The following is a 23,125-nucleotide window of genomic DNA, read 5'->3' on the forward strand; positions in this document are numbered from 1 at the left end:
CCGGTGTCGTGCCACCGGCGCCGCCCAGCGCTGTGCCGTACCGGCCGTTGCCGCCGCGGCCGCCAGTGACGCCCGCACCACCCCCCGCGCCGCCGCCGGTTTGGTCGGCAGGGGTGGAAGCGCCGGCACCGCCCGGGCCCGTCGCACTGTCGACTCCGCCCGCGGCATCCCGGCTGCCGTCGCCGCCATCGGCCCAGGCGATTCCGGCCCCGAATATCAGGGCGCCCGTGAGGATTGTCCCCGACAGCAACCGCAGACGACGAGATATAGCCCCGCGGGCATCTTGCCCGCCGTGCCGTACGGCCGATCGCGCTGTCTGAACCAATTCCATGACGTGTGCTTTTCCCAACGTGGGCGCTCACGCCAATTCACGCGCCTGCCATCGCGGCGTCCATTGACAGGGCGTATCAATTTAATGGTCACGGCGTACCAGCTGTTCCTGGGAGCGCGCTCGCTTCGCTCGCGGAAAGACGACTCACATCCGCTTGGGCTGGGTGCTGCGCATCTCGTCGGGCGTCATGTCAAACGCCTGCCGGAACTGGCGGTAGAAGGTGCGCAGGCTGATGAGGCCGCAGCAGCGCGCGACCTGCTCGACAGTCATCGTGACGGGCCGCTGCGCCAGCATCTCGGCGGCGCGCTGCAGGCGAACCTGCCGGATGGCGTCGCCGATCGTCAGATCGTGTTCGGCGAAGACGCGATACAGCGTCATGCGCGAACAGCCGATGGCGCGCGCGATCTCGTCGGCATCCAGCGCCGGCTTGTGATAGTGGCGTTCGATATGGTGGCCAGCGGCGGTGAACAACCCGCGCTTGCGCAGCGATGCCGGAACGACAGTGGTGCCGATGGCCGTGCGCAGCGCCAGCAGAGCCAGGTCCAGCGTGTTGTCGAGGCCCGCGGCGCGCTCGGCATTGCTCAGGCGCTCGCTGTGCTGCTGCAGCAACGTAAGCTGCGTGACGAGGAATGGCCGCAGCCCGCTGCCGTCCAGGGCGCGTGCCAGGATATCCACCGCAGGGATGGTTGGTCCCAGCACCGCCTCGATCTCCGGGCGGCGAATCGTCAGGCTCAGGCAGTGATGGCGGGTCAAGGCAACGGCGCTACGCCGGCCGCCGTCATAGGCGAAGAAACCGCCGGGGCCTGTCATCCCGCTGCCCGATGCGCTTTCGTACCGCCGCTCGCCCTCCAGCATCAGGCCCAGCGTGATGTCGCCCGGGCCGCCCGTCCGTGGGCGGGAAGTGCCCGCAAGGCCATCGCAGGCGGAGGCGTAGAACAGGCCACGCGGTCCCACCAGCGAGGTCATCGCCGCCGCAAAGCCGCGGCGCTGCGTTTCGCTCGCCCTATGGGTGTCGAAATCGAAGTAGGTGGTCTGACACCAGAAATCGTACTGTTCGTATGGCCGGCGCTGGCTGGTGTCGACTTTCCAATGAACGACCTGACGGGGCCAGCCGACCTGATCGGCAGGTGAATCCCGGTCCGGCGTCCAGCGCCAGACATCGGGGGTCCAGGTCCAGCGCACGCCAGGAGCGCTGAAAGGATCAACAGCAGTCATCAATCCAGCGTCGATGATATCGTCGTCTCGATCGTTAGATATACAAGTATGCCGGGCGGGTGCCTACTCATAATAGGTCCCGTATGGTGTCGTTCGGGCTCGACGTCCGGTGGGCCGGCACGGCAGACAGGACGCTGATGGCGTGACGTCGATGGCAACCAGATTTCCGGTCTCGCGGCTACGATCGTCGCATACATTTGTTTGAAAATACTTAGATATTGAAGTATTTTTCATTCAGCTCGCATCGTTGGCCGCGCGGTGCAGGCGGTACATCGTCGGCGGCTCAAGCCCCAACCAGGCTGGCCGTTGTGTCATGCTCTGTTGGGCACACTGGATCGGCCATGCGGATCCTTCTGGTCGACGACGAACCGGAGTTTATCGCCGAAGTATCGGAGTTCTTTCGGCGGCGCGGCCACGACGTCGTCGGTGTCGGCGGTGTCCTGGCCGCGATTGGCGAACTACAGGACAATGCTCCGTTCGACGCTGTGATCACCGACCTCTGGATGCCGGACGGCCGTGGATTTGACGTGGTGGAAGTCTGTCGACAGAAAGTCGGCCCGCAACCGGCGATTCTGATCATTTCCGGTCACGGTGCCGCTCACGACCACATACGCATCCAAGACCGCACTGGCCTTCACTTCCTCGCCAAACCCGTCGATCCAAACCGACTTCTTGCGATCCTGATCGCGGACCTGGAAGCAAGAACGCCGCGTTGAGGTCATGCCCGTCATCCGTGGCGCCGGTGGCATCGCCGATCCCGCGAGTCGCGCTTGCCGGCGCGGACGTTGCCAAGTCGAACGGCGCGTTCCATTGCCGAACGATGATGAATACGCCAAGACGGCGCGCTGAACCGCGAGGAGGGTCTTCATGGATCTCGCCGACAGTTGGGAAGCCCAGTCCCGCCAATGGATCGAATGGACGCGCCGCCCCGGTCACGACAGCTATGGTCGATACCACCGCGATCAGTTCCTCCAGCTTTTGCCGCCGCCCGGCCAGCGGACAGTGGACGTCGGCTGCGGCGAGGGGCGCCTGACCCGGCATCTGAAGGAACTCGGGCATCGGATCGTTGGTATCGACGCATCGCCATCCATGATCGCTGCGGCCCGCGAGGCCGATCCGTCGATGGAACTCAGGATTGCCGACGCCGCCGCGCTGCCGCTGGATGACGCCAGTACTGACCTTGCCGTTGCCTTCATGTCGCTGCACGACATCGATGCGATGCCCGCCGTGGTGCGCGATATCGCGCGCGTTCTGCAGCCCGGCGGCAGGCTCTGTTTCGCGATTGTCCATCCGATCAATTCGGCCGGACGGTTCGAACGCGCAGCCGCCGACGCACCCTTCGTCATCGCGGGCGATTATCTTCGTCCGTTCCGCTACGCCGACACCGTCGAGCGCGACGGGCTCGTGATGACGTTCCATAGCCAGCATCGTCCGCTCGAAGCCTATTTCCGCGCGCTGGAAGACGCCGGACTGCTGGTCGAGGCGCTGCGCGAGCCGGGGATTCCGGATCACAGCCTGTCATCGGACGCCAGCCGCCGGTGGCAGCGCCTGCCGCTCTTCCTGCATGTGCGCGCGCTGCGGCCATGACTGCCGTGGTCATCGGTTAGGCCGTCAAACCATGCCTGGGTCAGCGTGTCCTTGCTGAGCAAGCGGTTCTGAGCACATGGCGCGCTGCGTTCACTCCGGCCGAGTCAGCCGATGTCCCGTGGCCCGCCAACCGGGTAGGCATCGTCGAACCCGTATTCGCGCAGTACTTCGCGGGTGTGCTGTCCCAGTATCGGCGGCGGATGCCGAAGCGTGCACGGCGTCTCCGAAAATTTCACCGGGAAGCCGAATACGCTGACCTCTCCAGCCGTGGGATGCATGAAGGTCTGCACCATCTCCCGGGCCGCGACCTGCGGATCGGCCAACAGGCGGTCGAGAGTGTTCACGGGGGCCAGCGGCACGTCCAACGCCTCCATGATCGCGACCCACTCATCGACCGTTTTAGTCAGAAAGCGCGCGTCCAGGATGGCGAGAAGCTCGTCGCGGCGCTCCAGCCGCTTGGGATTGGTGTCGAAACGCGGGTCTTGCGCCAGTTCGGCCAGACCCAGGCCCTGGGCTGCGCGGCGCCAGAGTCGATCGTTGAACGTCGCGAGCGCCACCCAACCATCGCGGCAACGGAAGGCGCCATACGGCACGATGCTGGGGTGGCCGCGTCCCTGGGCTTGCGGGACCTTACCGGTGGCTTGGAATCCCGTGATCAGGTACGACAGGTACGCCATCTGGCCTTCCATCAGTGACGTGTCGACGAGTTGTCCCTGCCCTGTCGCATGCCGCGCCTGCAAGGCCGCGAGTACGCCATAGGCGCCGAACAGCCCGGTGGTCAAATCGCACAGGCTCACACCGACGCGCAGGGGCACGCCACCCGGTTCGCCAGTCAGGCCCATGATGCCGGCAAAGGCCTGCGCATAGACGTCGGTCGCCGGCATGGTGCGCCGCGGGCCGGTGCGACCAAAGCCGGTCAATGCGCAATAGATCAGCCGCGGGTTGAGGTGTCGCAGGACGTCGTAACCCAGGCCGAGGCGCTCCATCACGTCGGCACGGTAGTTCTCCACCACCACATCGGCCGTCTCGGCCATGCGCAGGAAAACCTCCTTGCCTTCCGGCGAGGCCAGATCCAGCACGATGCTGCGCTTGTTGCGGTTCACGCTGAGGAAGTAGCTGCTCTCGCCGTTCATCATCGGCGGCCACTCGCGGCTGTCGTCGCCCAGGCCTGGCGGCTCGATCTTGATGACGTCGGCTCCCAGGTCGGCCAGCATCAGGCCACACATCGGGCCGGCCAGCGCCCGGCCCAGGTCCAGGACCTTGATCCCCTCGAGTGCCTGCATCGTCCTCGTCTCGTCGTTCGCTCAATGACGCAGCACGCCGCCACGATCCACCTGCCGGCGCAGCACGGCCAGTTCCTGATCCGAGGGCGGCATTGTCCATGGCACGGTCCGCGGCACGATCAACGTGCAGCCCGTATTGTCGACCAGCTCTTCCACGCTTTGTCCCTGGTGCACGGACCGCAGTCGCAGGCGCAGCGTCCGTTCGTCGAAATCCATCACCCCTCGGGGGCTGATGACCAGCGCCGGTCCGCCGCCACGCAAGCCGAGCTTCTGGCGGCTGCCTGGCCCGTCACCGAAGCCGATTGCGGTCCGGTAGTCGAGCGTCTCCACGAATGAGCGTCGTGAGTGCTCGTGCATGTAGATGAAGAAGCGCCGTGCCATGGTCGAAGAGTACGCCAAGCCGGCGGCGCCCGGTCCGCGCATCTCGCTGCCGTCTTTCAGGCGGATGCGGCTGAGGTTGATGTTGCCGTAGCCGTCCACCTGCAGAGCGCCGGCGAAGAACCAGTCCCGCCGCGTATGGAACACGCCGCTGGACGGCAGCACGGCCTCGGTGCCCGCGTAGACGTTGCGCCAGTCCATGGTCGAGTGGAACAAGGGACTCCACGGCTTGCCCACCATGTTGGCGACAAAGCCGGCGGCGCTGGTGATGATGGCAAGATTGGGCGCGTGCGTCAGTTGCGCCAGGCGGGCCGCCGCCAACGGGATCTCGCTGCGCGAGCCGCCGGGTGAGCCCACCTCGTGGTCGGCGAGCTCGCGGCTCAGGATGACAGCCGCAAGCTCGGGCCACGACCACGGTGCTTCATTGGCGGGCATAAATTTCCCTTCTCAGGGCGGCCAGCAAGGTGGGTGTCAGGAAGCGGTCGAGATACGCATCGTGCGTTGGCGACGTGGTGACGTGCTCGGCCAACCACTGCGCCATCGCGTCCTCGCCCGCACGGGCGTGTTGCTGGTAGCGCGCGAGATGGGCGTCGTCGTACTGGTAGTTGCCGTGCGACGAGCAGGGATGTGCGCCCCAAGGGGCCTCGACCACGGCGTCCACCAGGATATGCGCGATATCGGCGTAAAAGGGGTCGGCGGCGAACTCGCTGGCCGGCACCAGTTCATCGACGCTGGCGATGACCTTGCCGCCGCAGCGGTGGGTGGCTTCCGCGATCAGGACATCCGAGAACGGATAGCCGGCGTAGGCCAGGTTGCCCCACCGATCGCCGCGCGTCGCATGCAACAGGGCGATGTCAGGCTGAATGGCGGGCACCGCGATCATCGGTTCGCCCGTGAACGGATCGGCTACGGCCTTGAGATCGGGGTTGCTATGCGGCAGGTCGGTACCGACGCCGGTCTTGGTCCAGCCCGAGGGCAGGTTCTTCGCCGCGGCTTCCATGCCCGCGATCACCTGTGTTTCGTCGCAGTCCCACACGCGGATCCGACCGGTCGCCGCGTGGCGCCGGAAGTTCAACGCCAAGCCGTGGTGTTCAAGGCCCAGGTAGGGCACGCGGACTTCGGCCACGCAGCCGGCGGCAACCAGCAAATCGACATCGATCGACGCTTGAGTCACGGCAACCACAACCAGATCGCGCACGCCGCGGCGCGCGATTTCCCGTACGAGACTCATCGGTTTGTTGTGGAACAGCGAACCGCCGATGGCCACGATGGCGCCATCGCGCAACCATGCGAGCGCGTCCTGCACCTGCGCCTGTTTGGAGGTACGTTCCATCATTCCGGTTGGATCCCGGCGGCCTTGATGCGCTTACCCCAGGCGGCCAGCTGCGCGCTTACGAAGGCGGCATGGTCGCCGAGCGAGTTGGGGGCCAGATCCAGGCCGACCTGGGAGAAGCGCTGCCGCACCTCGTCGCGCTGGCCCATCTTCAGGATCTCGGCGTTGAGAGTTTCGGCGACATCGCGCGGCGTGCCAGCGGGTGCGCCGATCCCCAGCCATACCTCGGGATCGAACTCGCCCATTCCCGATTCGGCCAGCGTCGGTACGTCAGGCATTTGCAATGAGCGCTTGTGCGCGGTGATGGCGATCGCGCGCAGCTTGCCGGCCTTGATCTGCTCGGCGGCGATCGACGGATCAGCCATCATGAACTGGATCCGCCCCTCCATCAGGTCGACCACCGCTGGCGGCTGGCTCTTGTAGGGAACGCTCAGCGCCTCGATCTTGGCCAGGCTCGCGAACGTCGCGGCAGCAACCTGCGAAGTTGCCGAACCATAGCCGTACGCAAGGCCGGGATGCTTGCGGGCGTGCGCGATGAACTCCTGGACGTTGCGCACCGGCAGGTCGGGGTGCACCACCAGAAGGAACGGCACGGAGATGACGCGGGCGATGTGGACGAAGTCCTTCACCGGGTCGAACGGATACGTCTTCACCAGCCATGGCCGCGCAGAATGCGTCGCTGATGTCGTGAGCAGCAGCGTGTGGCCGTCCGCTGGCGATTTGGCCACCTGCTCGCTGCCGATCTGGCCCGAGGCGCCCGGCTTATTGTCGATGACATACGTGCCACCGAGCGTCTTGCGCAGTTCGTCGGCCACCACGCGCGCCACCGTGTCGCTGGCGCTGCCGGCGGTAAACGGCACGACGATGCGGACCGGCTTGTCGCCTGGAAATGCCTGGGCGTGAAGGGAAAGGGGGATCGCCAGTGCGAACCCGGCCAGCCACCGCATCAGTCTCATCCGGATCTCCTGATCATTCCGCTCGCAGGCCGGCGTCCTTGATGCGCCTGCCCCAGGCATCCAGCTGTTCCTGCAGGAACACCGCGTGGTCGGGTATGGTGTTGGGCACCAGGTCGAAGCCCACGGTCTGGAAGCGCTGCCGCACGTCGTCGCGCTGGCCCATCTTGAGAATCTCGGCGCTGAGCTTCGTGACGATGTCGACGGGGGTCCCCGCCGGGGCGCCGATGCCGACCCAGACCGCCAGGTCGAAATCTGTCATCCCTTGCTCCGCCAGGGTCGGCACGTCGGGAAACTGTGGCGAGCGGTTGCGCGAGGTGATTGCCAGGGCCCGCAGCTTGCCGGCTTGCACCTGGGTGCCAACCACCGACAGGTCGGCCATCATGAAGCGGACCTGGCCGCCGACCAGATCTGTCACGGCTGGGGGCTGGCTCTTGTAGGGCACATTCATCGTCTTGATCCCGGCCAGCGATGAGAACGTCGCAGACGCGACCTGCGATGTCGCCGAGCCGTGACCGTAGGCGAGGCCGGGATTCTGCCGCGCGTAGTCGATGAACTCCTTGACCGTTTTAGCCGGCACGTCGGTGTGCACGACCAGCAGGAAAGGCACCGTAATAATCCGCGCGATGTGCACGAAGTCCTTGATGGGATCGTAGCTCAGCTGCTTGACCAGCCACGGACCGGCGGAGTTCTGCGCTGACGATGTCTGCAGCAGCGTATAGCCGTCCGGCGCAGCCTTGGCAGCCAGTTCAGTACCGATCTGCCCTGATGCACCCGGCTTGTTGTCGACGATGAAGGTGCCGCCCAGGCTCTTGCGCAGTTCATCCGCCACGACACGCGCCACCGTGTCGCCGCCGCTGCCGGCGGAGAAGGGCACGATGATCCTCACCGGCTTGTCGGGATAGCCCTGCGCCGACAATCCCGTCGGGGTTGTCATGAGTGCTGCCGCCAGCAGGACTGCGGGCCGGATCATCCCTCTTGCTCTCCAGTTTGAACAAGGATATTCTGCATATAGAATTGAATTCTATATGCTGTTATACTTACCAAGCGTGCATGGGCTCCGCAAGGGGCCATGCGAACAGGTCCATGCCCGCATCCGGTTCAGACAGCGCGTCGTCCAAGACGAACCCCTACATGGTCCCGGCGGTCGACCGGTCCGTGCGCATCCTGCGCCTGCTGCAGCGCCGCCATCAGCTCACGGTGACCGATGTGGCGCAGACTTTGGGTATTGGGCCCAGCAGCTGCTACGCCATTCTCAAGACGCTGCAGCACCACAACATCGTTGCCTTCGATGGGCGTACGAAGACGTATTCGCTTGGCCTGGGTCTGCTGGAACTCGGCGGTGCCGTCAGCCGCGACTTCATGTTCGTCGACAAGGCGCGCATCCACCTCATCGAATATGTGCGTCGGACGGGGCTCACCACCTTCGTCGTGGCCCGTGTCAGCCACGAGCATCTGCTGGTGGTGGACAAGGAAGAACCGGGCGGCGACATGCGCATCAGCATCGCCGTGGGGACGCGGTTTCGCATCACCGACGGTCTGAGCGGCCGCTGCTTCATGGCGTTCCTGCCGCAGGACGAGAGCGATGCGCTCCTCAAGACCGTTGGCCTGTCGCCTTTCGCAGGTCTTTCCGCGCCGACAATGAGGGCGTATCGCGCGCAGCTGAGTGTCGCGCGTGCTGCAGGTTATGTGGCGCTTACCGATTCACCGATCAGCGGCGCCAACGGCGTGGCCGCGCCGGTCTTCGACAGCGAGGGACGCGTCCTCTTCGCGGTCACGGCGATGGGATTGAGCCCCGTCCTGACGGCAAAGGCCATCGAGGAAACGGGAGCCAGCTTGCGCGTGGCCACTGATGCCATCACGAAAGTCCTGAGCGCTCACCGCGGCTGATCCATGCCACCGCTGCACGCCCGCGGATCAATCGACGCAGCAACTCATCGTGCTGGCCGCCGGCGGCACGTCGAGCGCCGGGTTCTCGTCGAAGAACCCAGCCGGATGCAGGGCGAAGCCTGACGTGACGACCGGCTGCACCGGGAAATCTTCGGGGCGCGGCAGGTGGTGCAGGCCGAAGCTGTGCCACACGACCACGTCGGTATCGACCAGCGGCCGGTCGGCCGCGGTCCATGCCGGCAGGCCATCGCCGCCGGCGCTCTGGTTGGGATAGCGCCCGGCGGCGTGCATCTCGTCGGGATGAAAGGCGGTCACCCACAGCTGCCGTGTCATGAAGGCGGCACGGCGTGCGACCATCGACTGCGGGCTGGAGAAGGTCGCCACCGGGTTCAGCGGCAGCAGCCGGTAGGCGGTCGGCTGCCCCAGCCCGTTGCGGCGGTCGGCGCTCTCGATCTTCCAGAGCCGCGCTGCATTGAAGTCGACGGCGCGCTGTGCCCGCTGTTCCGATGCCAGCACCGTCTCGCGCACCGTGAACGCATTGCCGTGCGGGTTGTCCGGCCCGACCGGCAACGCCACGGTGTCGACCTCCACCACGCGGTTGCGCTCGCCGTCCACCGCCATGTCCAGACGCATGTTGAAGACGTGCTGGTGGTAGTGGGCGTAGACACCCGGCGACACCATCGCGCCGTAGTCGGGCTTCTCGCCGGGCCGGATGCCTGATGTGTTCAGGATGCCGGTCGCCTTGATCTCGAAGTGAATCGAGCCGTCCTGATAGAAGTACCAGAACTGGCCGTACTCGTAGTTGCCGACGGTGGAGATCGATGACACCACCAGACGGCGCGCGCGGCGCACATCGACCTCGCCGGTGAAGAGATCGGTGTGCTTCCACAGGATGCCGGCGTCCTCCTCGTGCAGGCATACGGCGCTTTCGATGCAGTACGGATCGCCCTTGCTGTCGTTGAGCCAGGCGTCGAAGTAGCGGATCGCGCCCAGGCAGTCGCAGCCCAGCGTCAGTGAATTGGCCAGCACGCCGATGCCGTATTCGCCAACGTCGAAGGCGTTCTTGCGGAAGTGCCCGCCGCCGGGATGCCCGTACGGCACCACCATCTCCGACAGCGCCGCGCGATGCAGGACCGGCCGCAGGCGGCCGCCATCCTCGTAGCCGATCGTGTGCAGTACCAGGCCTTCGCGCCCGTTGAAGCCGATGCGCAGGCGCCATTTCTGCCAGCGCACCTCGTTGCCCTGCACGACGAAGCTCGGCCCCTGCGATTGCACGATCTCCAGCGGCTTGACGTCGGTGCGGAATGTGGTGCGATAGCGCGCCGCGTAGTTGCGGTTGCCCATCGGCACCGGCGCTGCACCATAGTCGTCGATGCGCAACACCTCGGCGCGATCGAGATCGACGACGGCACACAGTCCTTCGATGGGATGGGCGTAGCCGTTGTCGTTGGGCTCGCTGCGATACCAGCAGAAGGTATGGGACAGCCGCCGACCGGCCTCGTCCGGCAGGCCATAGTTGCCGGCCGACCACGGATCGACCTGGACCTTCTCGATGTCGGTGATGCCGCGCTTGGCCAACGCGGCACGGAAGCGCGGATCGGCCCGCGCCACCTCGCCCACCAGCGTGATGTCGTCCACCAGGATGCGCGGCCGCACGCCGGGGACATGCCGCCAGTCGACGACCTGGTCGCGCGCGAGATCGACGCGCGCCTCGTAGACCTTGCCGTTGCTGCGATCGAAGGCGCAGACGAACGCCTCGCGCGCCATCCGCGCACCGGGACGGAACGCCTGCACTGCCGCCTTGTCCGGTTCGTGCAAGGTAATGGTCTCGAACATCATGCCGGTGCCGAGATCGTGTGCCTTTCGTACCGCGGCGGCGGCCCGGCGGATCTCGGCCGGCGTCAACGGATCGAGCGGATGGTCCAGCGTCTCGGCAGTGCGGATGTCCTCAGCGACGGTGCTCATGTCTGGGCTCCCCGAAGGTGGGGCCATCTTGCCGGGACCCATCGAAGATCACCAGACCATGTCGCGTGCCTTTATTGCGGCCGGGCAAGTGCCTGCAGAAGCCGGCAGTCAGGCACGCGGTCGCGGGCGCATGCCTTGACCAGACCCGCCAGCGTGCGTTCCACGCGGCGCAAATCAGCGAGCTTGGCGCGGACGTCGGAAAGATGGGTACAGGCCAGCGTGCGCACGTCATCGCACGGCGCCGTGCGGTCGGCGAGGCCAAGCAGCTGCCGGACCTCCTCGAGACTGAAGCCGAGATCGCGGGCGCGGCGAATGAACTGCAGACGCTCGGCGTCGGCCGTATGGTACAGCCGGTACCCGGCACGACTGCGCCCGGGCTTGGGCAGCAGGCCTTCGCGCTCGTAGTAGCGGATGGTTTCCACCGGAACACCGGCGCTCTTGGCGAGTGCGCCGATCGGCAGGAGTGCGGTCGCGGTCATGGCATGCTCCGGACGCTTGACCCTGTAGTGGCTACAGGCACTAGACCCTGGAAGCGCGGGTTCCGCCTGCGATCCCCTGATGGTGGTTGTGCTATGCCGGAGATGCAATCCTCTTCCTTGCCAATCCTGGAGTCGACCATCATCTGCCCGGCGTGTGGCACGGCTTCGCGCGAAGTCATGCCGACCGACGCCTGCCTGTATTTCTACGAATGCGCCGGCTGCAAGACGCTGCTCAGGCCGAAGCCGGGTGACTGCTGCGTGTTCTGTTCCTATGGCTCGGCTCCCTGTCCGCCGGTGCAGCAGTGCTGCGGCGGCAACACGCCGCAGACCACAGCGGCCTGGTCGTTCTGTTCCCTGACCCGCGATGCTTTCGCCGATCGCATGGCGGAGATCGATGGTCTGGTCGACCGCTTCGCCGGACAGGTACAAGCCACCGACGAAGGCGTGGTGCTGATCTTCGCGGCACAGGACGGCTTGCGTGCGGTCCTTGACGCCCTGATCGTGAAAGAGCGGCAGTGCTGCGACGCGCTGACCCTGACGGTCGAGGAAGGCGGCGGGCGAACGACGCTGCGGATCTCTGCCCCCGCGGCTGATCGCGATGCAGTTCGGGCGCTTGCCGCTCGTGCGGCAGGCAGGTCGCCATGAATATGCCTGTCCCCGGCGCATCGCTCGTCGCCGCCCTGCGTCCCGGTATCATGCGGCCAAACTGGTCGATGATCACGTTATCCGGCGCGCGCCGCACGTTGCAGAGGCGGCTGGAGGCGCAGCCCGACGGCGTGACGCGATGGTCCGGTCTCGATCCCGACCATGATCACGTATGGCAGGCCATTCTTAGCTTGTTCCGGGATCACGGCGGCGCGCCTGACGCCACGGCCGTTGCGCAGGCGGCTGGCCGATCACGTGAAGAGACGCAGCGTGCGTTGCAGGCCCTACAAGCCCGGGATCTCGTGGTTCTCGACGCCGCGGATGCCGCGGTCGTGGCGGCGTATCCCTTTGCTGGCGATAGGACCGGACATCAGGTCACATTCGGTCGTCGTACGGTGAATGCACTGTGCGCGATCGATGCGCTGGGTGTCGGTGCTATGTGCGGGGTCGACACCGTGATCACGTCGTCCTGTGCCTGGTGCCAGACTCCCATCCACGTGGAAACCCGAGACCACGGCCTTGCCGTACGATCCGTCACGCCGGCGGACGCCGTGGTCCTGTACACGCTCATGTTCGACGGTCGGGCCGCGCAGTCATGCTGCCCCAGCACCGTCTTCCTCTGCAGTGATGCGCACTTGGACCGGTGTGCAAACGCAGGACATTCGCCCAGCCCAGGAGACCGGCTGACGATGGCTGAAGCGTTTGAGATCGGCGCTGCTCTGTTCGGACCGCTCCTGCGCAAGCATTCCTGGCCGAACGCCCATCACCGCCGCAGCGTGTGATAGGCGGCCAGCGCCGCGTGACTCACCAGGTCGCTGACCGTGGCGCCCATCTGCACGATCTGCACCGGCTTCTGCAGGCCGTCGATCACCGGTCCGATCACCGTCACGCCGCCCATATGCTGCATCAGCCGTGACGAGATATGGGCCGAGTGCAGGCCGGGCATGATCAGGATGTTGGCGGGGCCGGTCAGGCGGCAGAACGGGTAGGTCGACTTCAGCAGCTCGTAGTCGAGCGCCATGTCGGCCTGCATCTCGCCGTCGAACTCGAAGTCGACGCCCTCGTCGGCGAGGATGCGGATGGCGTCGCGGATGCGGGTGGTGCGCTCCATCTCGCGCGAGCCGAAGTTGGAGAACGACAGGAAGGCCACGCGCGGCTCATGTCCCATCTGGCGCGCGTTGTGCACCATCTGCTTGGCGATGATGGCGAGCTGGGTCGAGGTCGGTGTCTCGTTCACCGACGTGTCGGCCAGGAACACGGTACCCTGGCGCGACACCACGATCGAATAACCGATCGGCACCTTGCCGCTCTCGACGTCGATCACCCGGGTGACGTCGCTGTAGCATTCGGGGAAGCGCCGCGTGATGCCGGTCACCATGCCGTCGGCATCGCCGGCCGCCACCATGCAGGCACCGAACACGTTGCGGCCCTGGTTCACCATGCGCTGCACGTCGCGACGCAGGAAGCCGTGACGCTGTACGCGGTTGTAGATCATGTTGGTGTAGGCTTGGTTCTTGGTCGACAGCCGCGCGTTGTGGATCTCCAGGCCGCTCTCGTCGGTGATACCGAGCGACTTCATGGTCTCGCGCACCTGATCGTCGCGGCCGATCAGGATCGGCGTGCCGTAGCCGTTGTCGCGGAAGGCGACGGCGGCGCGGATCGTGCGCTCTTCCTCGCCTTCGGCGAAGACGATGCGGCGCGGGTTGGCCTTGACCTGGTCGAACAGGCTCTGCAGCCACGCCCCGGTCGGGTCGAGGCGGCTCGACAGCTGGCGCTTGTACTCGGCCATATCGATGATGGGCTTGCGCGCCACGCCCGTATCCATCGCGGCCTGGGCCACCGCGGCCGAGACCTCGACGATCAGGCGCGGATCGAACGGCACCGGCATGATGTAGTCGGCGCCGTAGCGCAGGCGGCGGCCGGAATAGGCGCGGTCGACCTCGTCGGGCACGTCCTCGCGTGCCAGCGTGGCCAGCGCCTCGGCAGCGGCAATCTTCATCTGCTCGTTGATGGTACGCGCCCGCACGTCGAGCGCACCGCGGAAGATGTAGGGGAAGCCCAGGACGTTGTTGACCTGGTTGGGATAGTCGCTGCGGCCGGTAGCGACGATGGCATCGCCACGAACGGCCTTGACGTCCTCCGGCGTGATCTCGGGATCGGGGTTGGCCATGGCGAAGATGATCGGCTTTGCCGCCATGTTGCGGACCATCTCCTGGGTCACCGCACCCTTCACAGACAGGCCGAAGAAGACATCGGCACCCTTCATCGCCTCTTCCAGGGTGCGCGCCTTGGTGCGCACGGCGTGGGCCGACTTCCACTGGTTCATGCCCTCGGTGCGGCCCTGGTAGATCACGCCCTTGGTGTCGCACAGGATAGCGTTCTCATGCGGCAGGCCCATGGCCTTGACCAGCTCGATGCAGGCGATCGAGGCGGCACCGGCGCCGTTCACCACCATCTTGACGTCCTTGATGTCGCGGCCGGTGAGGTGCAGCGCGTTGATCAGGCCGGCGGCCGAGACGATGGCGGTGCCGTGCTGGTCGTCATGGAAGACCGGGATGTCCATCAGTTCGCGCAGACGTTGCTCGATGATGAAACACTCCGGTGCCTTGATGTCCTCCAGGTTGATGCCGCCGAAAGTCGGTCCCAGCAGCTTCACGCAATTGATGAACTCGTCAGGATCCTTGGTGTCGACCTCGAGGTCGATGCCGTCGACGTCGGCGAAGCGCTTGAACAGGACGGCCTTGCCCTCCATCACCGGCTTGCCGGCCAGCGCGCCCAGGTCACCCAGGCCCAGCACGGCGGTGCCGTTGGAGATGATGGCAACGATGTTGCCTTTGGATGTGTAGTCGTAGGCGGTCGAGGGGTCGCGCTGGATCTCCAGGCACGGCGCGGCGACACCCGGCGAATAGGCCAGGGACAGATCGCGCTGGGTCGTCAGCGGCTTGGTTGGGATGATCTCGATCTTGCCCGGCCGTCCGGCTGCATGCATGCGCAACGAGTCGGCTGCCAGATCGCCGGATTCGACCTGTTTGGGCTCGACATCGAACGGAGTCTCGGACACGGGCGTTCCCTCTCGACACTTGAGTGCGCTTCATGGGCATCTGCCAGACCTGTGCCAACAGATCCGGCATTGCTTGTCCCCAGCGTTCTAGCCGACATGCATCGACGTGGAAACTCCCACCATGTAAAGTGCCGTCACAATTCCTTTGACATCAAGACGTTGGTTTCCGTGCCCGATACGCGCACGCCTGATGACCTGTCCCCTGCGACGCCGCGCGGCGATGCCGAGCCGGCAGTGGCGATGACGCCCATGATGGTGCAGTACCTGTCCATCAAGCGGCGCCATCCCGACCATCTGCTGTTCTATCGCATGGGCGATTTCTACGAGCTGTTCTTCGACGATGCGGTCAAGGGCTCGGCGGCGCTCGACATCGCATTGACCAAGCGCGGCCAGCACCAGGGCGAAAATATTCCGATGTGCGGTGTGCCCGTGCACAGCCACGAGGCCTACCTCTCACGCCTGATCCGGCAGGGCTTCAAGGTCGCCGTCTGCGAGCAGACCGAAGATCCTGCCGAGGCGAAAAAGCGCGGTGCGAAATCCGTGGTGAACCGCGACGTCGTGCGCGTCATCACCCCCGGCACGCTGACCGAGGACGCGCTGCTGGATGCCCGCGCCCACAACTACCTGGCCGCCCTGTCGGAGGCGCAGGGTGCGATGGGCCTGGCCTGGCTTGATCTTTCAACCGGCAGTTTCGCCGTGCAGCCGATCGAGGCGGCGGGGTTGGTGGCTGCCCTGGCGCGGCTGGAGCCGGGCGAGATCCTGCTGCCCGATCGCCTGCTGGCGCGACCGGAGAGCGCCGCGGCGCTCGCCGACTGGAAGACGGCGCTGACGCCGCTGCCTTCGGCGCGCTTCGACAGCGACAATGCACGCCAGCGCCTGCAACGCTTGTTTGGCGTCGGCGCCCTGGACGGCTTCGGCAGTTTCAGCCGCGCCGAGGTCGCCGCCTGCGGTGCCTTGGTCGACTATGTCGACCTTACCCAGGCGGGCAAGGTGCCGGCACTGTCGCCGCCGCGGCGCGAGAGCGCGTCGGGCACCATGGAGATCGACCCGGCGACCCGCCGCAACCTGGAGCTGGTGCGGTCCCTGGACGGCCGCCGCGATGGCAGCCTGCTGGCCACCATCGACCGTACCTTGACCGGTCCCGGCGCCCGTCTGCTGGCCGAGCGGCTGGCGGCGCCGCTCACCGATATCGCCGCGATCGAGGCCCGGCTCGACCTGGTGCGGTTTGCGGTCGAGACGCCGGCGCTGCGCGAGGCGCTGCGCGAGCGCCTGCGCCAGGTGCCGGACATCGAACGCGCCCTGCAGCGGCTCTCGGTTGGCCGCGGCGGCCCGCGCGATCTGGCCAGCCTGCGCGATGGCCTGCGTCAGGGTGGCGAGATGGCGGTCCTGCTGGCCGATGCGCCGGGCCTGCGTCGCCCGCCGCAGCTCGACGATCTGGTGAGTGCGCTCAGCGGACACGCGGCCGTGGTCGACATACTGGCGGCGGCGCTGGCCGACGAGCTGCCGCTGCTCACCCGCGACGGCGGTTTCATCCGTGCCGGCCACACGACAGAGCTCGACGAGCTGCGCACCTTGCGCGACGACAGCCGCAAGACCATTGCCGGTCTCGAAGCCAAATACCGCGCCGCAACCGGCGTGGCGTCGCTGAAGATCCGGCACAACAACGTCATCGGCTATCACATCGAGATCACCCAGACCAACCTCGGCCGCTTCGAGCCGCAGGCGCACGGCTTCATCCATCGCCAGACCATGGCCAGCGCCACGCGCTATGCCACCGTCGAGCTGGGCGAGCTGGAGGCCAAGATCGGCCGTGCCGCCGACGCCGCCCTGCAGTTGGAGTTGAAGCTGTTCGATGAGCTCGCGCGCGGGGTACTGGAGCGGTCGTCCGCGATCGCCGCCGCCGCCCAGGCTCTGGCGGCGCTCGATGTCGCGGCGGCGCTGGGCGAGCTTGCGGTGGCCGAACGCTGGACGCGGCCGGCGATGGTGGCGGAGCCCACGTTCGCCGTTACCGGCGGTCGCCATCCCGTGGTCGAGGCAGCGCTGCGACGCCAGCGTACCAGCGGGTTCGTCGCCAACGACTGCGCGCTGGGCGACGACCGGCGGCTGTGGCTGCTGACCGGACCCAACATGGCCGGCAAATCGACCTTCCTGCGCCAGAATGCGCTGATGGCGATCCTGGCCCAGATGGGCGCCTACGTGCCGGCCGACCAGGCCACGGTCGGCATTGTCGATCGGCTGTTCAGCCGCGTCGGCGCTGCCGACGATCTGGCGCGCGGCCGTTCGACCTTCATGGTCGAGATGGTGGAGACCGCCGCCATCCTCAACCAGGCGAGCGCGCGCAGCCTGGTGATTCTCGACGAGATCGGCCGCGGTACCGCGACGTTCGATGGACTTTCGATCGCCTGGGCCGCCCTGGAGCATCTGCACGAGGTCAATCGCTGTCGGGCGCTGTTTGCCACGCACTATCACGAGTTGGGGGCACTCGCGACACGGCTGGCAGCGCTCAAGCCCTACACCATGCGTGTGAAGGAGTGGCAGGGCGAGGTGGTATTCCTGCACGAAGTGGCGCCGGGCGCCGCCGATCGCTCTTACGGCATCCATGTCGCGAAGCTGGCCGGCCTGCCGCCCGCCGTCGTGGCCCGGGCCGAAGAGGTGCTGGCGGCATTGGAGCAGGGCGAGCAGTCGGGCGCCGTCACGCGGCTGGCCGACGACCTGCCGCTGTTTGCCGCAGCGCCCAAGCGACCCTCCGGCGGCAGCGGTGCGGCGAAAGAGTCCGAGATTGAAGCGGCGTTGGCCGGTATCAACCCCGACGAGCTCACACCGCGGGAGGCGTTGGAGCTGATCTACAGCCTGCGGGGCCGTCTGGGCCCCGGGAAGGGGTCATGAAACCGGTTGCCGTGCTGCGCGCGTTGTCGCTGGGAGCTGCCTTCATCGGGGCTGCGGTCCCGGCCGCCCAGGCGCAGACGCCGTGCCTCGTCTCGGGCGACGTGATCAGCGGCAGGGTCGCACCGGTGACGGCCAGTCATCCCAACGGTTCGACCTTCACGGCCTATATTCTGACCTTGTCGCCGCCGCGGTGCGTCACGGCGTCGGGCCAGCGCATCGCGGCGGCTCAGCGCCTGCAACTGGGTGGCGACGCCGCCCATCAGGCCGCGTTGAGCCGCCGCGCCAACGCGGTCGTGACGGTGCGCATCCGTGATCCGTTCACACCCGAAACGGCCTGGCATGTCGGCGATGTGATCGTGGTCGACTACGATATCATGAACTGACGGACGCTTGCCGATGACCGGGTCGCTGCCCCAGCCTGAAGAAGGCGCGCGTCGGCGCACGCTCTATGGCCGCCGGCAGGGCAAGAAACTGCGGCCAGGCCAGCAGGGCCTGCTCGAGACACTGCTGCCCCGGCTGCTGGTGCCGGCAACCCACAGCCTCGATCCCAAGGATCATCCGGCGCCGCTGGATCTTGCGGCGCTGTTCGGCCGGCCGATGCCCGGCGGCTACTGGCTGGAGGTCGGTTTCGGCTCGGGTGAGCACCTGGTCTGGCACGCCGAACACAACCCCGACGTCGGGCTGATCGGCTGCGAGCCCTATATCAACGGCATCGCCAAGTGCCTGGCCCACATTGAGCGCACCGGCGTCGGCAACGTCAGGGTGTTCGACAATGATGCCCGGTTCATCATGGCGGCCCTGCCGCCGGGCTCGCTGGGCCGCGCTTTCGTGCTATTCCCCGACCCCTGGCCCAAGGCTCGCCACCAGAAACGCCGGTTCGTCTGCCGCCAAACACTTGATCGGCTGGCGGAACTGATGGTGCCGGGTGCTGAGTTGCGCTTGGCAACGGATGATCCGGTCCATCTGCTGTGGATGCTGGAGCAAGCCTGCCTACACCCGGCTTTCACGTGGCTGGCCGAGCGTCCCGGCGACTGGCGCCAGCGGCCGGATGACTGGCCGCCTACCCGCTACGAGCAGAAGATGCTGGCCGGCCGCCGTCCCGCCTTCCTGAGATTCAGACGGACTTAGTCCACTGGACTTAGTCCACTTGGCGCCTTATATCGTTGCTATGGGCAAACCTGTCACGATCCATGCTGCCAAGACTCGTTTCTCCGAACTCATCCGCCGCGTCGAAGCGGGTGAGGTGGTTGTCATTGCGCGGGGTGACAAGCCAGTCGCGAAGCTGGTGCCAATCGATCAGCCACAAACGCGTCGCCGTCCGGGGACTATGAAGGGGCTAATTGCGCTCGATGATGCCTTTTGGGACCCGCTACCGGACGAGGAATTGGAACTCTGGGGCCTGAAGTAGGGTCGCTCCGATGCCCATTCTTCTCGACACACACGCGCTGATCTGGTGGTCGATCGACGCCCCTCAGCTCTCCCAATCGGTTGCCGAGGCAATTCGAACAGAAGAGGTGATCTACGTCAGTGCGGCGAGCGCATTCGAAATTGCCACCAAATACCGCTTGGGCAAGCTACCGCAGGTCGAACGCATCGTCGCCGATCTCGGCAGTTATGTCGCCGCGCAGGGGTTTCATGAACTGCCAATTTCGATTCAACACGCCCAGACAGCAGGCACGTTACCCGGTCCGTCGCGCGACCCGTTCGACCGCCTGCTGATCGCCCAGGCCATGGTCGAAGCGTTGCCGTTGGTATCGATCGAGCAACCTTTCGATGCCTATCCGATCCGGCGCCTCTGGTAGCGACAGCAGCCCAGGATTCCCCTGGACTCTGGACCCCGTTTTACCTATATGCGGCCTCACATAGCGGTCCCGTCCGGCGGACCTAACAAGAAAGAGCGGGCCAAAAAGCCCGCTCTTCTCGTTTCCATCCGCCAAAGCCCTGCAGCGGCCATGAAAGACGTGATCGCGACGGAGCGACGAAGAGGCGGCGTGACGGAGCTGGAACGGCGGATCGAGGGCATTATCGGCCCGGCAGCGGAAGGGCTGGGCTATGAGCTCGTGCGCGTCATGCTGGCCGGCGGCGGCCGTGACGGGCGCCTCCAGATCATGGCCGAGCGGGTCGACGGTGCCGCAATGACGGTCGACGATTGCGAACGGCTCAGCCGCACGGTGTCGGCGATCCTCGATGTCGAGGACCCCATCGATGGCGCCTACACGCTCGAAGTCAGTTCGCCCGGTATCGACCGCCCGCTGGTGCGTCGCAAGGACTGGGAGCGGTGGATCGGCCATCTGGCGCGCGTCGAACTGGACGAACCGCTGGACGGTCGCAAGCGCTTCAAGGGCGTGCTGATGGGGCTCGACGGTGAGAATGCCCGGTTGCGGTTGGAGGACGGCGCCGAGGTTCAGTTGCCGCTGCCGCGCGTGTCGCGCGCCAAGCTGGTGCTGACGGATGCGTTGATCGCCGAGGCCGGCAAGCTGGCGGCAGTCAGTGACGGCGCGCCGCCGGGTGCTCATTGAGCACCACGGCGGCACGCGCGCGAATTGATACGGAGCAACAGACGATGGCCACGACAGCCGATATTCCCCGCCTGGAGATGATCCAGGTCGCCGATACGGTGGCGCGCGAGAAGGGACTCGATCGCGAAGAGGTGCTGGAGGCCATGGAACTGGCGATCCAGAAGGCTGGCCGTTCCAAGTATGGTCTGGAGCACGACATCCGCGCCGAGATCGACCGCAAGAACGGCGAGATCAAGCTGTTGCGCTTCATGCAGGTGGTCGAGGCGGTCGAGAACGAGAACACCCAGATCTCGCTGCCCGAGGCGCAGCGGCGCAATCCGGACGCGCAGGTCGGCGACTTCCTGACCGACGAACTGCCGCCGATCGATTTCGGCCGCATCGCAGCCCAGACGGCCAAGCAGGTGATCACCCAGCGCATGCGCGAGGCCGAGCGCAAGCGGCAGTACGAGGAATTCAAGGACCGCGTCGGCGAGATCGTGTCGGGCACGGTCAAGCGCGTCGACTTCGGCAACACCATCGTCGATCTGGGCGGCCGCGCCGAGGCCATCATCCGTCGCGACGAATCGATTCCACGCGAGGCGCTGCGGCCCAGCGACCGGGTGCGCGCCTATATCTACGACGTGCGCGAGGAGCCGCGCGGCCCGCAGATCTTCCTGTCGCGCACCCATCCGCAGTTCATGGCCAAGCTGTTCACCCAGGAAGTGCCGGAAATCTATGACAGCATCATCGAGATCAAGGCGGTGGCGCGCGATCCCGGCAGCCGCGCCAAGATCGCGGTGCTGAGCCACGATCCCAGCATCGATCCCATCGGCGCCTGCGTCGGCATGCGCGGCAGCCGCGTGCAGGCCGTCGTGCAGGAACTGCAGGGCGAGAAGATCGACATCATTCCATGGTCGCCCGACACCGCCAACTTCGTGGTCAACGCGCTGGCGCCGGCCGAGGTCGCCAAGGTGCTGCTCGACGAAGACAAGGGCACGATCGAAGTCGTGGTGCCCGACGACCAGCTGTCGCTGGCGATCGGTCGCCGCGGCCAGAACGTGCGTCTGGCAGCGATCCTCACCGGCTGGGATATCGACATCGTGCCGGAGAGCGAGGAGTCCGAACGCCGCCAGAAGGAGACGCGCGAACGCGCCGAAGCCTTCCGGGAGGCGCTGGATGTCGACGAGGTCATTGCCCATCTTCTTGTTGCCGAGGGTTTCTCGCGCATCGAGGAAGTGGCCTATGTCGGCCTCGAGGAGCTGACCTCGATCGAGGGCTTCGACGAGGAACTGGCTGGCGAGTTGCAGCGCCGGGCCGGGGCCTATATCGAAACGCGCGACGCCGAGTTCGAAAAGCGCCGTGTCGAGCTTGGGGTGTCCGACGACCTGAAGGCCGTCGAAGGCCTGACGGCGGGCATGCTGGTGCAGCTGGGCGAGAAGGGCGTGAAGACGCTGGATGACCTGGCCGACCTTGCCGGCGATGAGCTGCGCGAGATCGTCGGCGAGGACGAGATGGATGCCGAGGCGGCCAACGCCATCATCATGGCGGCGCGGGCGCACTGGTTCGAGGGCGAGGAGCCGCCCGCCGATGCGGCCCAGGGCGCAACGGCGTAAGGCGGCGCGAGAAGGAGACGGACGAGGTGCAGGTGGCGGTCGAGAGTGCAGCAACGATACCGACGCCGGTCATGCATGACCGGGCGGACGGGCCGGTGCGCACCTGCCTTGCCACCGGCCAGGAGCAGTCGCCCGACGACATGATCCGGTTCGTCGTTGCGCCGGACGGGCGCATCGTGCCGGATCTGGCGCGCAAGTTGCCGGGCCGCGGCATGTGGGTGACTGCGACACGGGCAGCCGTGGAGCAGGCCATCGCGCGCAAGGCCTTCGCGCGCGGCGCGCGGCGCGCGGTCGTCGTCGATGCCGACCTGCCCGAGCGGCTGGAGGGCCTGTTGCGTGATCGGGCGCTGGAAGCCCTGGCGCTGGCGCGCCGGGCCGGCGCTGCGGTCAACGGCTTCGCCAAGGTCGAAGAGCGCTTGCGCAGCCAGCGCGCGGGGCTGGTCGTCTGTGCCGAGGAGGCGCGCACCAGTGACAGCCGCGCCAAGCTTGTCGGTCGCGGCGGCGCGGTTGTGGATTTCATCGACGCGGCATCGCTGGGCCGCGTTTTCGGTCGCGACGACGCGACCTATATCAGTGTCGCCGCCGGTCCGCTTGCCGGGCGCGTGGCGATGGAAATCGGTCGCTGGGCCGTGTATCGCGGCGCTGCCGGCAAGGCTGTGGGCGTGTAGCGGGCGTATGCGGATTGGAGAACGGCAGAACATGAGCGAAAGCACCGAGACCAAGCAGACCAAGCCGCTGACGCTGGGTGGCGCCGGCCGGCTGGATCTGAAGCCCAAGGTCGAGACGGGACAGGTGCGCCAGAAATTCTCGCATGGCCGCACCAAGGCCGTGACCGTCGAGGTCAAGAAGAAGCGGGTCGTACCGCCAACGGGACCCGTAGCGCACACACCCGCGCCGGCACCTGCCGTCGCGAAACCGGTACCGCCTGCCGCCAAGCCCGTCGAGGCGCCGCCGCCTGCGCCACCGGCCCCGCCGGCACCGCCCGTCGTGGCTGCCCCGCCGCCACCG

22 protein-coding genes and 1 pseudogene are annotated in these 23,125 nt (G+C 66.5%); 14 read left to right on the top strand and 9 right to left on the bottom strand.

Features of this window, described 5'->3' with window-relative positions; translation table 11 throughout:
- Positions 1–475: 475 nt before the first annotated feature.
- Positions 476–1,546 carry an AraC family transcriptional regulator gene (locus FQU96_RS41360; RefSeq protein WP_146547299.1) on the bottom strand — a complete coding sequence of 357 codons (1,071 nt, stop codon included), beginning with the start codon at positions 1,544–1,546 and terminating at the stop codon, positions 476–478.
- Between the two features lie 341 nt (positions 1,547–1,887).
- Between FQU96_RS41360 and FQU96_RS41365 the strand changes: the two genes are divergently transcribed.
- Both FQU96_RS41365 and FQU96_RS41370 read left to right on the top strand, forming a co-directional pair.
- Positions 1,888–2,262 carry a response regulator gene (locus tag FQU96_RS41365; protein WP_146547300.1) on the top strand — a complete coding sequence of 125 codons (375 nt, stop codon included), beginning with the start codon at positions 1,888–1,890 and terminating at the stop codon, positions 2,260–2,262.
- Positions 2,263–2,413: 151 nt separating this feature from the next.
- Entirely contained in the window at positions 2,414–3,133 is a 720-nt protein-coding gene (locus FQU96_RS41370; RefSeq protein ID WP_146547301.1) for a class I SAM-dependent methyltransferase, read from the top strand.
- A gap of 104 nt (positions 3,134–3,237) precedes the next feature.
- Here the strand turns inward: FQU96_RS41370 and FQU96_RS41375 are convergent, their stop codons facing one another.
- From FQU96_RS41375 to FQU96_RS41395, 5 genes are read right to left on the bottom strand one after another with little or no spacing between them, the layout of a single operon-like run.
- Entirely contained in the window at positions 3,238–4,416 is a 1,179-nt protein-coding gene (locus FQU96_RS41375) for a CaiB/BaiF CoA-transferase family protein (protein ID WP_146547302.1), read from the bottom strand.
- Between the two features lie 21 nt (positions 4,417–4,437).
- A complete protein-coding gene (locus FQU96_RS41380; protein WP_146547303.1) occupies positions 4,438–5,229 on the bottom strand; it encodes a CoA-transferase in 792 nt (263 codons plus the stop codon).
- Positions 5,216–6,130: a CoA transferase subunit A gene (locus FQU96_RS41385; RefSeq protein WP_146547304.1), complete on the bottom strand. Its 915-nt coding sequence runs from the start codon at positions 6,128–6,130 to the stop codon at positions 5,216–5,218. The genes FQU96_RS41380 and FQU96_RS41385 overlap by 14 nt, the downstream gene beginning before the upstream one ends.
- Positions 6,127–7,083 (bottom strand): tripartite tricarboxylate transporter substrate binding protein, encoded by a 957-nt coding sequence (locus FQU96_RS41390; RefSeq protein ID WP_178131186.1) that lies wholly within the window; start codon positions 7,081–7,083, stop codon positions 6,127–6,129. The genes FQU96_RS41385 and FQU96_RS41390 overlap by 4 nt, the downstream gene beginning before the upstream one ends.
- A gap of 13 nt (positions 7,084–7,096) precedes the next feature.
- Complete coding sequence (locus FQU96_RS41395; RefSeq protein WP_218575080.1) at positions 7,097–8,053, bottom strand: tripartite tricarboxylate transporter substrate binding protein; 957 nt, start codon at positions 8,051–8,053, stop codon at positions 7,097–7,099.
- Between the two features lie 5 nt (positions 8,054–8,058).
- Here FQU96_RS41395 and FQU96_RS41400 point away from each other — a divergent pair, with 5 nt between their 5' ends.
- Positions 8,059–8,970 carry an IclR family transcriptional regulator gene (locus tag FQU96_RS41400; RefSeq protein WP_146547306.1) on the top strand — a complete coding sequence of 304 codons (912 nt, stop codon included), beginning with the start codon at positions 8,059–8,061 and terminating at the stop codon, positions 8,968–8,970.
- A 27-nt stretch (positions 8,971–8,997) separates the two neighbouring features.
- Here FQU96_RS41400 and FQU96_RS41405 read toward each other — a convergent pair whose 3' ends face one another.
- Positions 8,998–10,935 carry a primary-amine oxidase gene (locus tag FQU96_RS41405; protein ID WP_146547307.1) on the bottom strand — a complete coding sequence of 646 codons (1,938 nt, stop codon included), beginning with the start codon at positions 10,933–10,935 and terminating at the stop codon, positions 8,998–9,000.
- Positions 10,936–11,006: 71 nt separating this feature from the next.
- Entirely contained in the window at positions 11,007–11,414 is a 408-nt protein-coding gene (locus FQU96_RS41410) for a helix-turn-helix domain-containing protein (protein WP_146547308.1), read from the bottom strand.
- 102 nt (positions 11,415–11,516) lie between these two features.
- On the opposite strand from FQU96_RS41410, the pseudogene FQU96_RS41415 reads away from it, so the two are divergent.
- Positions 11,517–11,723, top strand: a pseudogene (locus FQU96_RS41415) (GDCCVxC domain-containing (seleno)protein); the annotation flags it as partial.
- Between the two features lie 332 nt (positions 11,724–12,055).
- Entirely contained in the window at positions 12,056–12,841 is a 786-nt protein-coding gene (gene merB / locus FQU96_RS41420; protein WP_146547309.1) for an organomercurial lyase, read from the top strand.
- Here merB and FQU96_RS41425 read toward each other — a convergent pair.
- Positions 12,823–15,048 (bottom strand): NADP-dependent malic enzyme, encoded by a 2,226-nt coding sequence (locus tag FQU96_RS41425; protein ID WP_146547317.1) that lies wholly within the window; start codon positions 15,046–15,048, stop codon positions 12,823–12,825. The genes merB and FQU96_RS41425 overlap by 19 nt on opposite strands.
- 312 nt (positions 15,049–15,360) lie before the next feature.
- Between FQU96_RS41425 and mutS the strand changes: the two genes are divergently transcribed.
- From mutS to FQU96_RS41470, 9 genes are all read left to right on the top strand, one after another.
- Positions 15,361–18,006, top strand: coding sequence for a DNA mismatch repair protein MutS (mutS, locus tag FQU96_RS41430; RefSeq protein ID WP_370461643.1), 2,646 nt, complete (start codon positions 15,361–15,363; stop codon positions 18,004–18,006).
- On the top strand, positions 18,003–18,389 hold the full coding sequence (locus tag FQU96_RS41435) for a hypothetical protein (RefSeq protein ID WP_146547310.1): 387 nt from the start codon (positions 18,003–18,005) through the stop codon (positions 18,387–18,389). Before mutS ends, FQU96_RS41435 begins: the two co-directional genes overlap by 4 nt.
- A gap of 13 nt (positions 18,390–18,402) precedes the next feature.
- On the top strand, positions 18,403–19,134 hold the full coding sequence (locus FQU96_RS41440) for a tRNA (guanosine(46)-N(7))-methyltransferase TrmB (protein ID WP_146547311.1): 732 nt from the start codon (positions 18,403–18,405) through the stop codon (positions 19,132–19,134).
- A gap of 19 nt (positions 19,135–19,153) precedes the next feature.
- Positions 19,154–19,414: a type II toxin-antitoxin system Phd/YefM family antitoxin gene (locus FQU96_RS41445; protein WP_255468874.1), complete on the top strand. Its 261-nt coding sequence runs from the start codon at positions 19,154–19,156 to the stop codon at positions 19,412–19,414.
- 10 nt (positions 19,415–19,424) lie between these two features.
- Positions 19,425–19,808 carry a type II toxin-antitoxin system VapC family toxin gene (locus tag FQU96_RS41450; RefSeq protein ID WP_146547312.1) on the top strand — a complete coding sequence of 128 codons (384 nt, stop codon included), beginning with the start codon at positions 19,425–19,427 and terminating at the stop codon, positions 19,806–19,808.
- A gap of 189 nt (positions 19,809–19,997) precedes the next feature.
- Positions 19,998–20,525 carry a ribosome maturation factor RimP gene (gene rimP, locus FQU96_RS41455; protein WP_255468875.1) on the top strand — a complete coding sequence of 176 codons (528 nt, stop codon included), beginning with the start codon at positions 19,998–20,000 and terminating at the stop codon, positions 20,523–20,525.
- A 44-nt stretch (positions 20,526–20,569) separates the two neighbouring features.
- Entirely contained in the window at positions 20,570–22,117 is a 1,548-nt protein-coding gene (nusA, locus tag FQU96_RS41460; protein ID WP_146547314.1) for a transcription termination factor NusA, read from the top strand.
- Between the two features lie 32 nt (positions 22,118–22,149).
- Entirely contained in the window at positions 22,150–22,785 is a 636-nt protein-coding gene (locus FQU96_RS41465; RefSeq protein ID WP_146547315.1) for an RNA-binding protein, read from the top strand.
- Positions 22,786–22,816: 31 nt separating this feature from the next.
- Positions 22,817–23,125 (top strand): translation initiation factor IF-2 associated domain-containing protein (locus FQU96_RS41470; protein WP_178131188.1); only part of this gene is annotated, 309 nt, incomplete at its 3' end.

Origin of the sequence: Reyranella sp. CPCC 100927 (assembly GCF_007859315.1) — a bacterium.
In the GTDB taxonomy this organism is placed as follows: Bacteria; Pseudomonadota; Alphaproteobacteria; order Reyranellales; family Reyranellaceae; genus Vineibacter.

What these genes read in the sequence shown, in the direction of transcription:
- FQU96_RS41360 (WP_146547299.1), bottom strand. Translation starts at nt 1,546, where the DNA reads ATGACTGCTGTTGATCCTTTCAGCGCTCCTGGCGTGCGCTGGACCTGG.
- FQU96_RS41440 (WP_146547311.1), top strand. Translation starts at nt 18,403, where the DNA reads ATGACCGGGTCGCTGCCCCAGCCTGAAGAAGGCGCGCGTCGGCGCACG.
- FQU96_RS41380 (WP_146547303.1), bottom strand. Translation starts at nt 5,229, where the DNA reads ATGCCCGCCAATGAAGCACCGTGGTCGTGGCCCGAGCTTGCGGCTGTC.
- FQU96_RS41435 (WP_146547310.1), top strand. Translation starts at nt 18,003, where the DNA reads ATGAAACCGGTTGCCGTGCTGCGCGCGTTGTCGCTGGGAGCTGCCTTC.
- FQU96_RS41375 (WP_146547302.1), bottom strand. Translation starts at nt 4,416, where the DNA reads ATGCAGGCACTCGAGGGGATCAAGGTCCTGGACCTGGGCCGGGCGCTG.
- FQU96_RS41390 (WP_178131186.1), bottom strand. Translation starts at nt 7,083, where the DNA reads ATGAGACTGATGCGGTGGCTGGCCGGGTTCGCACTGGCGATCCCCCTT.
- merB (WP_146547309.1), top strand. Translation starts at nt 12,056, where the DNA reads ATGAATATGCCTGTCCCCGGCGCATCGCTCGTCGCCGCCCTGCGTCCC.
- nusA (WP_146547314.1), top strand. Translation starts at nt 20,570, where the DNA reads ATGGCCACGACAGCCGATATTCCCCGCCTGGAGATGATCCAGGTCGCC.
- FQU96_RS41425 (WP_146547317.1), bottom strand. Translation starts at nt 15,048, where the DNA reads ATGCATGCAGCCGGACGGCCGGGCAAGATCGAGATCATCCCAACCAAG.
- mutS (WP_370461643.1), top strand. Translation starts at nt 15,361, where the DNA reads ATGACGCCCATGATGGTGCAGTACCTGTCCATCAAGCGGCGCCATCCC.
- FQU96_RS41450 (WP_146547312.1), top strand. Translation starts at nt 19,425, where the DNA reads ATGCCCATTCTTCTCGACACACACGCGCTGATCTGGTGGTCGATCGAC.
- FQU96_RS41405 (WP_146547307.1), bottom strand. Translation starts at nt 10,935, where the DNA reads ATGAGCACCGTCGCTGAGGACATCCGCACTGCCGAGACGCTGGACCAT.
- FQU96_RS41385 (WP_146547304.1), bottom strand. Translation starts at nt 6,130, where the DNA reads ATGATGGAACGTACCTCCAAACAGGCGCAGGTGCAGGACGCGCTCGCA.
- FQU96_RS41370 (WP_146547301.1), top strand. Translation starts at nt 2,414, where the DNA reads ATGGATCTCGCCGACAGTTGGGAAGCCCAGTCCCGCCAATGGATCGAA.
- FQU96_RS41395 (WP_218575080.1), bottom strand. Translation starts at nt 8,053, where the DNA reads ATGATCCGGCCCGCAGTCCTGCTGGCGGCAGCACTCATGACAACCCCG.
- FQU96_RS41410 (WP_146547308.1), bottom strand. Translation starts at nt 11,414, where the DNA reads ATGACCGCGACCGCACTCCTGCCGATCGGCGCACTCGCCAAGAGCGCC.
- FQU96_RS41365 (WP_146547300.1), top strand. Translation starts at nt 1,888, where the DNA reads ATGCGGATCCTTCTGGTCGACGACGAACCGGAGTTTATCGCCGAAGTA.